The sequence below is a fragment of the Flavobacterium stagni genome (assembly GCF_004122105.1).
Taxonomy (GTDB): Bacteria; Bacteroidota; Bacteroidia; order Flavobacteriales; family Flavobacteriaceae; genus Flavobacterium; species Flavobacterium stagni.
Window position 1 is genome coordinate 79,697 of sequence record NZ_SBKN01000002.1, and the last position, 14,464, is coordinate 94,160.

The window sequence follows — 14,464 nt, forward strand, 5'->3', positions numbered from 1 at the left end:
CGAAGCAATGTTTTTTTTACACGCCAAATTGTTCCAAATGGTGATTCAAATGTTTCCACATCAACATATCCCATTCGTCGATAGTAAGTGGGCCCCAAAAAGGGTGATTGTGGAGTTGGATGCAGGTCGGACCCTCATTTGCAAATCGTTGAATTCTCGAAATCAATGCCGCTTGGGCTTCTTGGAAATCGGTGTGGTCTGTGATGACAAATTCTTTGGCTGTCGGACTGTTTTTGGATAATTCCCCTTTCACGATGACTTTGTTTTTTAAAAGTCGTCCCAACAGTTTGAATATGAAATTCACCTTTAAAGGGATCGTATTAAAGGCCACATCAATGGCTTTGGAACAATGTACAAACATTTGGTCCACACTCATTTTTCCCCAAAGGGCTTTCGATTCAGGGGTGAGTTGTTGAATACGCGCAACCATTTGTTGGTTGTCATCTGGATTAAAAATAGAAGGCATGGTGTTTTGGTTTGGTGTTTCAAAGTTAAAAGAATAAGTTTACCTTTGCCCCGCAATTCAAATAAAAAACACAATGGAAAACGGAATATACGCTAAATTCAACACCTCTCGCGGTGCTATTTTAGTAAAATTAACCCACGATTTAACGCCCGGTACGGTGGGGAACTTCGTAGGTTTAGCAGAAGGTCAATTGGAAAATGACGCACGTCCGATGGGCAAGCCGTATTATGATGGATTAAAATTTCACCGAGTGATTCCTGACTTTATGGTACAAGGAGGTTGTCCACAAGGAATTGGTTCGGGCGGACCGGGATATAAATTTGATGATGAGTTTCATCCCGATTTAGTGCACAGCGGTCCGGGTGTATTGTCTATGGCGAATGCAGGACCTGGAACCAATGGCTCCCAATTTTTTATCACACACGTTGCAACACCATGGTTGGACGGTAAACATACCGTTTTCGGGCATGTGGTAGAAGGACAGGATGTGGTTGATGCGATTCAACAAAACGATTTGATTGAGAGTATCGAAATCATTCGCGAAGGCGAGGAAGCCCAAAAATGGAATGCGATTGAAGCCTTTCGTGTGTTTGAAGGTTCGCGTGTGAAGCGTTTGGAAGAAGCCAAACAAAAAGCGGAAGCGGCTATTGAAAAATTAGCGGCTGGTTTCCAAAAAACAGAAAGCGGTTTACGTTACCAAATTATCCAAAAAGGAAATGGCAAACAAGCTGAAAAAGGAAGAACAGTTTCGGTTCATTATACAGGAGCTTTGGATAATGGTAAAGTATTCGATAGTTCGTACGGACGTAAAAAACCCATCGAATTTCCATTAGGAAAAGGTTATGTAATTGAAGGTTGGGATGAAGGCATTGCTTTATTGCAAGTAGGGGATAAAGCCCGTTTTGTGATTCCACCACATATTGGATACGGTTCAGCTGGTGCTGGAGGGGTAATTCCACCGGATGCCATCTTGGTTTTTGATGTCGAATTAATGGATGTTAAATAATTTGAAAAGCGGTCTTCGGACTGCTTTTTTTGTGTAGTTTTACTTACCAAAACTAATAAATATGAAAACAAAAGTACTTGCTTTGGCTGTAGTTGCAGGTTTTGTCTTTGCCTGCGGTTCGAGCAAATCAGCGCCAGAAGCAGCAAAGCCCGCTCCTAAAAAAGAATTAACGCCAGAATTGGCTGAAGGCAAAAGTTTATACGAAGGCAGTTGTGCCCGTTGCCACCAATTGTACAAACCGACGGATTACAATGCTGAAGCATGGAAACCGATTGTGACTCGAATGCAAAAGAAAGCCCGTTTAAGTGATGAACAAGGGATGAAAATATACAATTACCTGACCTCAGGAGCTGAATAATAAGTAGCATAAAAAAAAATCCGAAAGCCATTACTTTCGGATTTTTTGTTTTTAAATATCGTCGAAGTCTATATCGGTAAAACTTCTTTCGTTGTTTCCTGACTCTTCTGCAGGATATTCTTTCTTAAAGTCTTTTTGGTGACGTTCAGAGATTACTTCTTCTCCTTTGGATGACAAAACGAAATGGGTCATTTCTTCTAAAATTTCATGGAAGGCAGCAAAATCCTCTTTGTACAAATAGATTTTGTGTTTTTTGAAATGAAACGATCCATCTTCTTCGGTAAATTTTTTACTTTCTGTAATCGTGATATAGTAGTCGTCTGCTTTTGTCGAACGAACATCAAAAAAATAAGTTCTTCTACCGGCTCTTAAAACTTTGGAAAAGATTTCGTCTTTTTCCAACATATCATTTTCTCTCATAATTCATTCAGTCAATTACTAATTTTCTATCTACGAAAATGAAAAAAAAATGAATATAATGCAAGTATTATTGTACTTCTTTTTCAGAAAGTTGTTTCTCATAAAGTTCCTTATAATAGCCGTCTTGGTTTACTAATTGATTATGAGAACCTTGTTGAATAATCCTTCCTTCTTCCAAAATAATAATTTGATCCGCATTTTTGGCTGATGATACCCGATGGCTTACAATGATGGTGGTTTTGTCCGCCGAAATTCGATTCAAATGGCCTAAAATCTTCTCTTCGGTTTCTGTGTCGACAGCCGATAGACAGTCATCCAATAATAGTATTTTAGGGTCTTTAATAATGGCGCGAGCAATGGAAACCCGCTGCTTTTGGCCACCCGATAACGTAATTCCTCGTTCGCCCAAAATAGTTTCATATTGCTGATTGAATTGGATGATGTTATCGTGAACAACTGCTAGTTTTGCTGCACTTTCCACTTCTTCTTGGGAAGCGTTTTCTTTTCCAAATTTGATGTTGTTACTAATCGTGTCCGAGAATAAAAAGGCATCTTGCGGAACAATCCCAATGGCGTCGCGTAAACTAACTAAGTTTACTTGATCAATCGGCTGTGCATCGATTAAAATCGCTCCTTGTTCGATGTCGTGTAAACGGGTTAGTAGTGTTAAAATGCTCGATTTTCCAGCGCCTGTTTTTCCGAGAATGGCTAATGTTTGTCCTTTTTCAACGGTAAAAGAAACGTTTTTCAAAGCTTCAATTTGGGTGTCCTCATACGTGTAGCTCACATTCTTGAATTCAATCCGTCCTTGAATAGGCGTGATTTCAGTTGCCTTGTTTTGAATCTCAGGCTGGGTTTTTAAAAACTCATTGATGCGTTTTTGAGATGCTGCTGCTTCTTGAACTAACGAGGAAACCCAACCAATAGAAGCCACTGGCCAAGTGAGCATATTGACATACAAAATAAATTCTGCAATGACACCGATACTCTGTATATGCGGGTCGCCATTGATGTACATCATTCCTCCAAAATAAATAACCGCCAAGTTACTAATCCCAATCAGGGTGATCATCAACGGACCAAATAAGGATTGTACTCCCGCCAATTGCAAACTCTTGGCTTTGCTTTCCTCAGCGAGAGCCGCCATTTCTTCTTGGTTTTTATTTTCTAAAGCATAGGCTTTAATAACCCGTACGCCGGAAAACACTTCCTGACTGTAACTGGAAACTTTGGATAAAAATTGTTGGAATAAGGTACTTCGCTTGTTGATTTCCACACTCAATTTAAAAATAACATAGGAAAGCAAAGGCAAAGGAAGTAGCGTATACAGCGTCAATCGTGGTGAAACATTATACATATAAATAATAACCACGCCAAATCGTATCAAGGTGTTGATGGTGTACATTACGGCTGGGCCAACGTACATGCGCACTTTAGCCACATCTTCGGTGATGCGATTCATTAAGTCGCCCGTACGGTTGCGTTTGTAAAAGCCTTGATCCAATTGTTCGTAATGACGAAAGACTTCGTTTTTTAAATCAAATTCGACATGCCGCGACATTACGATTAAGGTTTGGCGCATTAAAAAGGTGAGAAACCCTGCAATCAATGAAGTTCCAATGGCTAAGGAGATGTTTTTAATAAGCAATTTCAAGACCTCCGACTTTTGTAAACCATTTTGTGGATAATTTTCAATGATTTTAAAAGAAGCGCTAATCAATTTTGGAGTGTAAGAAAAGAAGATTTGGGCAATGATAGTAATGAAAATACCCGCTAAAAAGTGGTATTTGTATTTTATAAAATATTTATTTAAATATTGAAGTTCTTTCATGAGTTATAGACGACTCGTTGTTATTTTTTAGAAATTATGTTAAAAAACGTGTTATAATGTAATTTAAAAATATTCAGCGATTCCTGTTTTTATTAACAATATGCTAATTAAACCATAATTCGATGAAATATCTTGAATAAAACGTTAAATTTGTCTCGACTTATTGATAAAGTCGCAACACAAAATTAATTTTATGACTGCAGAAATCACTACAGCACAGGAGCTTCAGAAAATGGACCCTGTATTTGGCCAACTTTCGTTTGACAACCACGAACAAATCGTTTTTTGTCACGACAAAGATACAGGTTTAAAAGCAATAATCGGAATTCACAATACCGTTTTGGGTCCGGCTTTGGGCGGTACGCGTATGTGGAAATACAATAATGAGTGGGAAGCCTTGAATGACGTTTTGCGTTTGTCGCGTGGAATGACATACAAGTCAGCCATTTCTGGATTGAATTTGGGTGGGGGTAAAGCCGTAATAATCGGAGATGCTAAAACCGACAAGAATCCGGAGTTGATGCGCAAGTTTGGTGAATTCGTAAATTCCCTTTCAGGAAAATACATCACTGCAGAAGACGTAGGAATGGTTACCGCTGACATGGACACCGTGCGCGATGTGACGCCTTACGTAACAGGTATTTCAGAAGCCCGTGGAGGATCAGGTAATCCTTCTCCTGTAACCGCGTATGGGGTGTACATGGGGATGAAAGCCGCTGCCAAATACCAATTTGGTTCGGACAATTTAGCCGGAAAAAAAGTATTGGTTCAAGGTATCGGTCACGTGGGTGAAACCTTAGTAAGTCACTTGTGTAACGAAGGTGCTTTGGTTCAAATCGTGGATTTGAGTGAGCAACGTTTGGAAGAAGTAAGTAAAAAATACGGCGCTTCTATCTTTACAGGTGAGGATTTATACAGCGCTGATGTAGATATCTATGCACCATGTGCTTTGGGAGCAACCATCAATGATGATACCGTTTACCGAATTAAAGCGAAAGTAATCGCAGGTGCGGCCAACAACCAATTGGCTAACGAAAATGTACACGGACCTATCTTGCAAGAGCGTGGAATCGTGTATGCGCCTGACTTCTTAATCAATGCAGGTGGCATCATCAATGTATATGGTGAAATTGCCAACTACGGCAAAGAAGAAGCGATGCGTCGTACCGAAAATATCTACAATACAACCTTAGAAATTTTCGACTATGCAGTGAAAAACAACTTGACCACGCAAAAAGCAGCGATGGCCATTGCAGAAAACCGTATCGAACAACGAAGAAAAGAAAACGCGAAATAAACGCGTTTCCCAAAAAATAATTTTATTTTTGCAAAGCGAAAGAGCACTTCTTTCGCTTTGTTATTTTTAACCCAAAAGTTCTTATTCCGTGTTAAACAGAAGACATATCCGAATTAAAGTGATGCAAACCATTTACGCTATGCATCAAAGTGGAAGCGATGACCTCACCAAACAAGAGAAATTTCTCAAAGCCAGTTTGGACAACATCCTCGACCTTTATCTCATCCTCTTGTCTTCGTTGGTCGAACTCCGTAAAAAGGAGGCAACCTACATCGAATTGGCCAAGAACAAACACTTAGCCACCCCAGAAGAACGCAATCCCAATACTCGTTTTATCAATAATACCGTGTTGCTCGCTTTGGAAAATAATCCGTCCTTGCAACAAGCTTTGGAATACAACCACATCAACAACTGGCAGAATAACGATGATACTATTATCTATATGTTGCAAGATGTGAAGAACAGTGCGTTGTATCAAAAGTACATGGCCAAGCCCACGGTGACTTTTGAAGAAGAACGTTTCTTTGTAATGGATTTATTCACTGAAATCATTGCGCCCAATGAAAAGTTGTATGCCTATTTAGAAGACTTTAAACTGACGTGGGTGGATGATATTCCTGTGGTGAACACTTTGATTCAAAAGCAATTGCGTCATTTCACAAGCGAAGAGTTTCGCGTACCGAAAATCTTTAAAGATGCGGAAGATGCCGACTTTGCTGTCGATCTATTGCGCAAGACCTTATTAAACGAAAAAGAATTCGGGAAAGAATTTGAAAACAAAACCCCCAATTGGGACTTGGAACGGATCGCTGAATTGGATACCATTATTTTAAAAATGGCCATTTGCGAATTCATAAAGTTCCCGTCCATTCCAGCCAAAGTAACCATCAACGAGTACTTGGAATTGGCCAAAGAATATTCAACCCCGAAGAGTAGTCTCTTCATCAACGGAATCTTGGACAACTTGGTCAAAGAATTCCAAGCTAATGGAAAAATGAAAAAAGCCGGTCGCGGTTTATTATAACAAACAAATTATTCAATTATGGGTCAATTAACACAAATGTTGCCGTTTTTATTGATGTTCGTAGTCATCTATTTCTTTATGATTCGTCCACAACAAAACCGCATGAAAAAAGAAAAAGAATTTGAAAGCGCCTTGAAAGTCGGGGACCGCATTATTACCAAAAGTGGGATTCACGGTAAAATTGTCGAGCTGGCTGAAACCACAGTAATCATCGAAACCATGTCCGGGAAATTAAAAATGGAACGTACCGCCATTTCGATGGAATTGAGTGCTGCCTTGAACAAAAAAGCATAATTAAAAATCCCGATTTCTTCGGGATTTTTTTATTTTCGGTACCGATCGTTCAAACCGCGTCCTTCCAGGATGAGTGGTTTTATTTTTTCCATCCGACTCACTTGCGTTTTTTCCTGTTTCGCTGTGGCGATGTATTCCAAAAATTCATTTTGCTTCGAAAGCGTAAACCCCTCAAAAGCCGTGCGTAAGGCAGCATCCTTAGCGAGTTCGGCATCGAGAAAAGCACATTCGATGCGTACTTTCTTCTCGGGTTTGATTGCAAGTCCGGCGCGTTCATTGGCGATAGCTTCATTCACGTAATGCAACACGTTTTTTTCGTTAACATCCTCCCAACGGGTAAACCGCCATTGCCGGAGACCTTTCGTGACTCCTTCATTGGCATTCACCAGCACACCCAATTCGTCCTTCAAAAAAACACCGTTAAAAAACCAAATGGTAAAGTAATTTTTGAACCCGCCCAAGCCCAGCACATTCTTCCCGTTGAGCGTATATACAATTCCGCCCCATTTGGTCGTTTCCACCAACTCAGTCGTTGCAAGAATAGCCTTTAAGCCCTCAAGTTCCTGTTGCCAAAAGGCGTTGCGATTCCACGTTTTTTGTTCACTCATAACTCATAATTCATAACTCATAATTCATAACTCATAATTCATAACTCATAATTCATAATTTCTTTTGGCCCCCGGCAAGCCGCCGCGCTTTCCGCTGTATCTTTGCCTTCGCTAACGCTCCAGCAAAGGATGCCGCTGCAATCGCTGGTACGGGTTACTGCTAAAATACAGGTTTTTATTAAAGGTTTCCATTTCGGTGATAAAAAGCAAATAGATCGTTAACCAAAGTATAAACGGTTTTTTGCTTAGGTTGATTCACCGCAATGTGATTTAGCTTGTATATAAAAAAACGCAACGAGTTGAATCGTTGCGTTGTATGATAGTTTTCTATTTAGGTTTTTGTAATTACCCTTTTTTTCTCAACCACCCTTTCTTCGGACTCACATTTAAACTCAATCCATAAAAGTTATTGCGAATGATGAAATCTCCCGTTTTGCTTGGGCTGTTCTGTAAATTATTGATATGATATTCTCCTTCTACATAGTCTGGAAATAAACTATTATTAATGAAAAAGGAGAGGTCAATTAAAGCCCATTTGCTTTTGTGTTGAATTCCCATAGCTAGTTCATATGAAAAGTTGATTGCTTGATGACCATTGGAATAAGCATCATAAATCAAAACTTCTTGACCTTGTTGATTGTCAATGTTAATCAAGGTGATGACTTCATCATTTGCTCCAGTGATTAAATTTAAGTTTAATCCAGCACCAAACGTTAGATTGAATTTTTGATTCAATTTTAAATAGTAATCGGTTTTTATTGGAATGGAGATAATAAATTGATTGTAGGGATCGAACTGAGTCAGTAAATAATCCACATTACCCAATTCAGCATTGTCGATATTCAAATCAAACTTGGGTATGAATTCTTTGGCGATCACTCCGGTTTTAAAATTAAAATTACCCGATTGCGCAAAATTGTAGTAAAACCCAAACTGGTACGAAAAGTCATTGGTGAATTGCATGCTGGGGTAGGTCGATCCGTCACGATTCCAAGCATCACTTTTTTTAAGGATGGATGGTTGAAACACAAAACTAAGTTTGGAGTACTGTTTGTGAAAAAGGTTCTCGGCCTCTTGGGCGTAACCTAAATTGGCCAGAAATACAAAGTAAAGAATCCAGAAACAGTTAGGAACAAGGCGAATAAATTTTAACATCATCATTTGGTTTTGGTACGACCCTAATCGCAAAGATGTAATTGTATTAGGGCTGTATGGTGGTTACTAATTGATTACAAGAATACAAATTTTTTTTCTGGTTGAAAGAAGATGAATGGCGAATCTTTTCACTGACAAAGACAATAGCATTGTTCTGTTAAGAGTCTAAATGCTTTTTATTTCTCCTTTCGAAACTTGATAAAACAGCCAACACCACCAGCGTAATAAACACCATATAAAAGCCCCACTTCAATTGCTGCAATTCCTCCAACGTTTTGTCATAAACCCATAGCCCAACGGCGGTTACAAGCAAGGCAATGTTGATCAACGAAATCCTGAAAACACTTGCAAAACGTTGCCGAACAGCATGATAACATAGCAATACGGTAAACAATACTACGCCCGTAAAACAAAGAAACGGATAGGTGCCCCGTTCCTTTAAATCGGCTACAGTATCTATTTGAAAGCTTTTCAAAGCAATTTCATACGTCGTAAAAGTCCATTCGGCTCGTGCCGCATCCCAGCCAACTTGTGTAGCATTCCCCTTTTCTTTCCATAAATGGGTAGGTTTGATTTGTTCTGTTTTGGAGGGAGCTGCAGGTTCCAACTGGCGTGTTTCCTGATGCCTCCTTTTCAATAACGAAGCATCCGAACACATTTGAAAACAGGGAAAAGTAAAGCTTATAAATAAAGAAAACGAAAGGAGTGGGATGGCTTTTTTCATGGCGAGTTGATTTAATTTTTATTTGAGGATTAGTCTTTTCTTTTCCAATTATGATGCCAACGCTTTTTCAATTTTCGACATAGTGGACATTTCTAGTCGGAGTAAATACTTTTTTAAAATAGTTCCACAAAAAAACGGCGCACTACCGTACGCCGTTACTTTTATTTATGTTGATAGATTTACTCAAATTTCGTCGTTGCCGTTAACTCCGCAATCTTCACAATCACGTCCACCGCTTTTTGCATGCTTTCTACGGGTACGTATTCGTATTTGCCGTGGAAATTGTGGCCGCCTGCAAAGATGTTCGGGCAGGGGAGTCCCATGTACGACAAACGCGATCCGTCCGTGCCGCCACGAATGGGTTTAATCAAGGGTTCGATTCCCAACTCGCGCATCGCCTGCTCCGCCAAATCCACAATAAAGTACATCGGTTCGACTTTTTCCCGCATGTTGTAGTACTGGTCTTTCACCTCGGCAATACAAATATCTTCGCCAAACTGTGCCGCAAAACGCGCGTTGATGTCGGCCGCAATTTGTAGTACCATGGCCTTGCGCGCTTCAAACTTCGCCCGGTCATGGTCGCGGATAATCAGCTCCAAATGGGTTTCTTCCAAACTACCGGTCAAGCCCGTCACGTGGAAAAAGCCTTCGTAACCTTCCGTTTCTTGTGGGATTTCGTGTTTCGGTAAGGCATTAATAAAATCGTTGGCAATCAACATGGAGTTGATCATCTTGCCTTTGGCATAACCCGGGTGCACGCTTTTTCCTTTGAAGGTAATTTTCGCACCCGCCGCGTTGAAGTTCTCATACTCCAATTCGCCCAACTGACTCCCGTCCATCGTATAGGCCCATTGCGCGCCAAATTGCTCCACGTCAAAAAAGTCGGCACCACGGCCAATTTCCTCATCCGGCGTAAAACCGACGCGAATTTTCCCGTGTTTGATTTCAGGGTGTTGCACCAAGTATTCCATCGCGGTTACAATCTCTGTAAGTCCGGCTTTGTCGTCGGCACCCAACAAGGTGAGTCCGTTGGTGGTAATCAAGGTTTGTCCTTTGTACAACAACAAATCTTCAAAATAAGAGGGCGAAAGCACGATATTCTTTTCGGCATTCAACACGATGTCACCACCGTCGTAATTGTGTACAATTTGTGGCGTTACGCCTTTACCTGTAAAATCGGGCGAAGTATCGTAATGTGACACAAAGCCGATGGTCGGTACCTCATGGTCCACATTCGAAGGAAGGGTACCCATCACATAGCCTTTTTCATCGATGGTGACTTCGGTGAGTCCGATGTTTTGTAATTCTTGCACCAGTAAGTTGGCCAAGTCAAATTGTTTGGCGGTACTGGGTGTCGTCGGTGAGTTGGCATCCGACTCGGTATCGATCGTGACGTAGCTGATAAAGCGGTCAATGATATGTTGCATAGTTGGAAATTTTGTGTCACAAATATAACAAATCGGGGAGGAGCTGCGGTGGATTTTGGGCAAAAAAAATCCCCGCATCGGTGGATACGGGGAAGATTTTTCGAGTGGTAATGTATTATTCGTTTACGATAACCCATTCGCCTGTAGCAATCATCGATTCGGCTTTTTTGTACTTCATCGATTCGGTTTTGCCACTTAAAATATGTTTGATGGTAACGGTATCGTTACGGTTAATTTTTGGCATTTCGCGCACTACCGTTTCCGTGCGTTGCGGTTGGGTTTCTTGCTGCGCTTGAGCATTGTTTTCCGCTACTTCATTTTCGTTACGCGATTCGGTGTACTGCTCGCGTGGACGGTCCTCGATGCGCGCTTCGTGAATTTCTTGCGACACTTGTTGTTGGGGTAAATCGCCTTTGAACAAGAACGAAATCACTTCTTTATTCACAGCATTCAACATTGTACGGAACAAGTTGAAGGCTTCCAATTTATAAATCAACAACGGGTCTTTTTGTTCGTGAACCGCCAACTGCACCGACGTTTTCAATTCGTCCATTTTGCGCAAGTGTTTTTTCCAGGCTTCGTCCACAATAGCTAAGGTGATGTTCTTTTCAAAATCAGCCACCAATTGTGCACCTTGCGTTTCGTAGGCCTTTTTCAAGTCGGTCACCACATTCAAGGATTTGATACCATCGGTAAACGGTACCACGATACGCTCAAATTGGTTCCCCGGATTCTCGTATACATTCGCGATAATCGGGAAGGCTTCACGGGCAGAACGTTCGCATTTCTCTGTATAATATTGGTACGCCGCTTTGTAGAGACGACCTGTAATTTCCATTTCGTTTAATTTCTCAAATTCACTTTGCGTAATCGGCGAAGTGATGGAGAAGTAGCGAATAATTTCAAATTCAAAGTTTTTAAAATCGTTCACCCCTTTGTTGTCGGCTACAATCACTTCACAGGTATCGTACAACATGTTCACGATATCCAGTTTCAAACGTTCCCCGTGTAAGGCGTGACGACGGCGTTTGTACACCACTTCACGTTGCGCATTCATCACGTCATCGTATTCCAACAAACGTTTACGAACTCCAAAGTTGTTTTCTTCTACTTTTTTCTGGGCACGTTCGATCGACTTCGTCATCATCGAGTGTTGGATCACTTCCCCTTCTTTCAAGCCCATACGGTCCATGATTTTGGCCACACGCTCCGAACCGAAAAGACGCATCAAGTTATCTTCTAACGATACATAGAATTGCGAACTTCCTGGATCCCCTTGACGACCAGAACGACCGCGTAACTGACGGTCTACACGACGCGAATCGTGACGCTCTGTACCGATGATGGCCAAACCACCTGCAGCTTTTACTTCAGGCGTCAACTTAATGTCGGTTCCACGTCCAGCCATGTTGGTGGCAATGGTTACGACCCCTGGTTTACCTGCTTCGGCAACGATATCGGCTTCTTTTTTGTGCAATTTCGCATTCAAGACGTTGTGCGCAATGTTGCGAATTTTCAACATACGACTCAACAATTCCGAGATTTCAACCGAAGTGGTACCGATCAAAACAGGGCGACCTTCTTGCGAAATTTTCACCACATCTTCAATGATGGCATTGTATTTTTCACGCACAGAACGGTAGATCAAATCGTCTTTATCGATACGTGAAATTCCACGGTTCGTCGGAATCTCAACAACGTCTAATTTGTAGATTTCCCAGAACTCGCCGGCTTCCGTTACAGCGGTACCGGTCATCCCTGCCAACTTGTTGTACATACGGAAGTAGTTCTGTAACGTAATCGTAGCAAAGGTTTGCGTAGCCGCTTCAATGGTCACATTTTCTTTCGCTTCAATCGCTTGGTGTAAACCATCGGAGTAGCGACGACCGTCCATGATACGACCCGTTTGTTCGTCAACGATTAAAATTTTATTGTCCATGATCACGTATTCCACGTCTTTTTCAAACAAGGTGTACGCTTTCAATAATTGGGTTAAGGTGTGAATACGCTCACTTTTTACCCCGAAATCTTGGAACAAACGCTCGCGGGCTTCCGCTTCTTGGTCCTTGTCCAAATTCATTTTTTCGATGTTGGCGATTTCAGTTCCGATATCCGGTAATACGAAGAAATCGTCAGAGGTATCTTGGGATAGGAATTTGATACCGTTATCGGTCAATTCCACTTGGTTATTTTTTTCTTCAATCACGAAATACAACGCTTCATCCACTTTGTGCATTTCGCGGTTGTTGTCTTGCATGTATTGGTTTTCCGTTTTTTGCAACAATTGTTTTACACCTTCTTCACTCAAGAATTTGATCAACGCTTTGTTTTTTGGAAGCGCACGGTAAGCACGCAACAATTGGAAACCGCCGTCTTTGGCATTGCCTTCTTTGATTAATTTTTTAGCTTCCGCTAAGAAACCATTTGCCAATTGACGTTGCAGGTTGTATAAGTTTTCGATTTTTGGTTTTAATTCGTTGAACTCGTGACGATCGCCATCAGGAACCGGTCCTGAGATGATCAACGGTGTACGTGCGTCGTCGATTAATACGGAGTCCACCTCGTCGACAATCGCATAATTGTGTTTGCGTTGAACCAAATCTTCGGGCGAGTGCGCCATGTTATCACGAAGGTAGTCGAAACCAAACTCGTTGTTAGTTCCATAAGTGATGTCGGCATTATACGCTTTACGACGGGCAGCGGTGTTGGGCGAGTGGTTATCGATACAATCAACAGTCAATCCGTGGAATTCGAATAAAGGCGCTTTCCAAGTGCTGTCACGTTTAGCAAGGTAGTCGTTCACGGTCACTAAGTGTACGCCATTTCCAGTCAAGGCATTCAAGTACAACGGAAGGGTAGCTACTAAGGTTTTTCCTTCCCCGGTTTGCATCTCTGAAATTTTTCCTTGGTGCAATACGATACCCCCGATCAACTGTACATCGTAGTGGATCATGTCCCAAGTAATTTCTTTTCCAGCCGCATTCCACGAGTTAGCCCAAACGGCTTGATCACCTTCTAGGGTAACATAGGCCTTGGAACCCGAAAATTCGCGGTCCATAGGCGAAGCGGTTACGGTAATGGATGTGTTTTCTTTGAAACGTTTTGCCGTTTCTTTCACCACAGCAAAAGCTTCGGGTAAAATATCGTTAAGTGTTTTTTCTGAAGCTTCGTAGGCTTCTTTTTCTAACGCATCGATTTTGTTGTATAGGTCTTCACGAGCATCGATATCCTGTGTAGCTTCGGCGTCGGCTTTAAGTTTGCTGATTTCTTCATCAAATTTAGCGCGAGCGTCTTTGATTTTGGCTTTGAATTCAGCGGTTTTCGCACGCAATTGATCGTGGGAGAGTCCGGTCAACGAACCTTCCATCGCTTTGATTTTCGCTACAATAGGTTGGATTGCTTTAATATCTTTTTCGGATTTATCTCCGACAAACATTTTAAGTATGCTGTTAATGATACTCATGGTATAATAATTTAGTTTTTGCCCCTTTCGGGGTGTGCAAATTTAAACAAAAAAAAAGCCCCAAATGAGACTTTTTTTCAGTTGTGAATGTTTTTATTTCTTAGTATTCGTCCTCGTTCCACAGATAATCTTCATCCGTAGGGTAATCTGGCCAAATTTCTTCCATAGACTCGTAAATTTCGCCTTCGTCTTCGATGGATTGAAGGTTTTCAACCACCTCAAGAGGCGCTCCGGTTCTGATGGCAAAATCGATTAATTCATCTTTAGTAGCAGGCCACGGTGCATCACTTAAATACGATGCTAATTCTAATGTCCAATACATCTTCTTTCGATTTTTAGATTTACTGCAAAAATAAATTTTTAACTGAAAAAGTCAAGTAAAAATTGATTT

At 41.2% G+C, this 14,464-nt stretch carries 14 protein-coding genes; 5 read left to right on the forward strand and 9 right to left on the reverse strand.

The window, feature by feature from the left end:
* Positions 1-16: 16 nt before the first annotated feature.
* A complete protein-coding gene (locus tag EQG61_RS04755) occupies positions 17-466 on the reverse strand; it encodes a DUF1569 domain-containing protein (protein WP_129460766.1) in 450 nt (149 codons plus the stop codon).
* A 73-nt stretch (positions 467-539) separates the two neighbouring features.
* On the opposite strand from EQG61_RS04755, the gene EQG61_RS04760 reads away from it, so the two are divergent.
* On the forward strand, positions 540-1,472 hold the full coding sequence (locus EQG61_RS04760; protein WP_129460767.1) for a peptidylprolyl isomerase: 933 nt from the start codon (positions 540-542) through the stop codon (positions 1,470-1,472).
* A gap of 61 nt (positions 1,473-1,533) precedes the next feature.
* On the forward strand, positions 1,534-1,830 hold the full coding sequence (locus EQG61_RS04765) for a c-type cytochrome (RefSeq protein WP_129460768.1): 297 nt from the start codon (positions 1,534-1,536) through the stop codon (positions 1,828-1,830).
* A 51-nt stretch (positions 1,831-1,881) separates the two neighbouring features.
* Here EQG61_RS04765 and EQG61_RS04770 read toward each other — a convergent pair whose 3' ends face one another.
* Both EQG61_RS04770 and EQG61_RS04775 read right to left on the reverse strand, forming a co-directional pair.
* On the reverse strand, positions 1,882-2,250 hold the full coding sequence (locus EQG61_RS04770; RefSeq protein ID WP_129460769.1) for a PUR family DNA/RNA-binding protein: 369 nt from the start codon (positions 2,248-2,250) through the stop codon (positions 1,882-1,884).
* Between the two features lie 67 nt (positions 2,251-2,317).
* Positions 2,318-4,081, reverse strand: coding sequence for an ABC transporter ATP-binding protein (locus EQG61_RS04775; RefSeq protein ID WP_129460770.1), 1,764 nt, complete (start codon positions 4,079-4,081; stop codon positions 2,318-2,320).
* Between the two features lie 193 nt (positions 4,082-4,274).
* Here EQG61_RS04775 and EQG61_RS04780 point away from each other — a divergent pair, with 193 nt between their 5' ends.
* From EQG61_RS04780 to yajC, 3 genes are all read left to right on the forward strand, one after another.
* On the forward strand, positions 4,275-5,378 hold the full coding sequence (locus EQG61_RS04780; RefSeq protein ID WP_129460771.1) for a Glu/Leu/Phe/Val dehydrogenase dimerization domain-containing protein: 1,104 nt from the start codon (positions 4,275-4,277) through the stop codon (positions 5,376-5,378).
* An 88-nt stretch (positions 5,379-5,466) separates the two neighbouring features.
* Positions 5,467-6,402 carry a transcription antitermination factor NusB gene (gene nusB / locus EQG61_RS04785; RefSeq protein ID WP_164974889.1) on the forward strand — a complete coding sequence of 312 codons (936 nt, stop codon included), beginning with the start codon at positions 5,467-5,469 and terminating at the stop codon, positions 6,400-6,402.
* Between the two features lie 18 nt (positions 6,403-6,420).
* Complete coding sequence (yajC, locus tag EQG61_RS04790) at positions 6,421-6,696, forward strand: preprotein translocase subunit YajC (RefSeq protein ID WP_129460773.1); 276 nt, start codon at positions 6,421-6,423, stop codon at positions 6,694-6,696.
* A 29-nt stretch (positions 6,697-6,725) separates the two neighbouring features.
* Here the strand turns inward: yajC and EQG61_RS04795 are convergent, their stop codons facing one another.
* The 6 genes from EQG61_RS04795 to EQG61_RS04820 form a co-directional block, all read right to left on the reverse strand.
* Positions 6,726-7,304 carry a YdeI/OmpD-associated family protein gene (locus EQG61_RS04795; protein ID WP_129460774.1) on the reverse strand — a complete coding sequence of 193 codons (579 nt, stop codon included), beginning with the start codon at positions 7,302-7,304 and terminating at the stop codon, positions 6,726-6,728.
* Between the two features lie 345 nt (positions 7,305-7,649).
* Positions 7,650-8,459, reverse strand: a complete 810-nt coding sequence (locus EQG61_RS04800; RefSeq protein WP_129460775.1) for a hypothetical protein — start codon at positions 8,457-8,459, stop codon at positions 7,650-7,652.
* A gap of 157 nt (positions 8,460-8,616) precedes the next feature.
* Positions 8,617-9,183: a hypothetical protein gene (locus EQG61_RS04805; protein WP_129460776.1), complete on the reverse strand. Its 567-nt coding sequence runs from the start codon at positions 9,181-9,183 to the stop codon at positions 8,617-8,619.
* A 179-nt stretch (positions 9,184-9,362) separates the two neighbouring features.
* Complete coding sequence (gene pepT, locus EQG61_RS04810; RefSeq protein WP_129460777.1) at positions 9,363-10,610, reverse strand: peptidase T; 1,248 nt, start codon at positions 10,608-10,610, stop codon at positions 9,363-9,365.
* A 115-nt stretch (positions 10,611-10,725) separates the two neighbouring features.
* Positions 10,726-14,073, reverse strand: a complete 3,348-nt coding sequence (gene secA, locus EQG61_RS04815) for a preprotein translocase subunit SecA (RefSeq protein WP_129460778.1) — start codon at positions 14,071-14,073, stop codon at positions 10,726-10,728.
* 100 nt (positions 14,074-14,173) lie between these two features.
* Complete coding sequence (locus EQG61_RS04820) at positions 14,174-14,395, reverse strand: DUF2795 domain-containing protein (protein WP_073362738.1); 222 nt, start codon at positions 14,393-14,395, stop codon at positions 14,174-14,176.
* Positions 14,396-14,464: the final 69 nt, after the last annotated feature.

Excerpts from the sequence above, each read along its gene's own strand:
- EQG61_RS04755 (WP_129460766.1), bottom strand. The coding sequence starts at position 466 with ATGCCTTCTATTTTTAATCCAGATGACAACCAACAAATGGTTGCGCGT.
- EQG61_RS04760 (WP_129460767.1), top strand. The coding sequence starts at position 540 with ATGGAAAACGGAATATACGCTAAATTCAACACCTCTCGCGGTGCTATT.
- EQG61_RS04765 (WP_129460768.1), top strand. The coding sequence starts at position 1,534 with ATGAAAACAAAAGTACTTGCTTTGGCTGTAGTTGCAGGTTTTGTCTTT.
- EQG61_RS04770 (WP_129460769.1), bottom strand. The coding sequence starts at position 2,250 with ATGAGAGAAAATGATATGTTGGAAAAAGACGAAATCTTTTCCAAAGTT.
- EQG61_RS04775 (WP_129460770.1), bottom strand. The coding sequence starts at position 4,081 with ATGAAAGAACTTCAATATTTAAATAAATATTTTATAAAATACAAATAC.
- EQG61_RS04780 (WP_129460771.1), top strand. The coding sequence starts at position 4,275 with ATGACTGCAGAAATCACTACAGCACAGGAGCTTCAGAAAATGGACCCT.
- yajC (WP_129460773.1), top strand. The coding sequence starts at position 6,421 with ATGGGTCAATTAACACAAATGTTGCCGTTTTTATTGATGTTCGTAGTC.
- EQG61_RS04795 (WP_129460774.1), bottom strand. The coding sequence starts at position 7,304 with ATGAGTGAACAAAAAACGTGGAATCGCAACGCCTTTTGGCAACAGGAA.
- EQG61_RS04800 (WP_129460775.1), bottom strand. The coding sequence starts at position 8,459 with ATGTTAAAATTTATTCGCCTTGTTCCTAACTGTTTCTGGATTCTTTAC.
- EQG61_RS04805 (WP_129460776.1), bottom strand. The coding sequence starts at position 9,183 with ATGAAAAAAGCCATCCCACTCCTTTCGTTTTCTTTATTTATAAGCTTT.
- pepT (WP_129460777.1), bottom strand. The coding sequence starts at position 10,610 with ATGCAACATATCATTGACCGCTTTATCAGCTACGTCACGATCGATACC.
- secA (WP_129460778.1), bottom strand. The coding sequence starts at position 14,073 with ATGAGTATCATTAACAGCATACTTAAAATGTTTGTCGGAGATAAATCC.
- EQG61_RS04820 (WP_073362738.1), bottom strand. The coding sequence starts at position 14,395 with ATGTATTGGACATTAGAATTAGCATCGTATTTAAGTGATGCACCGTGG.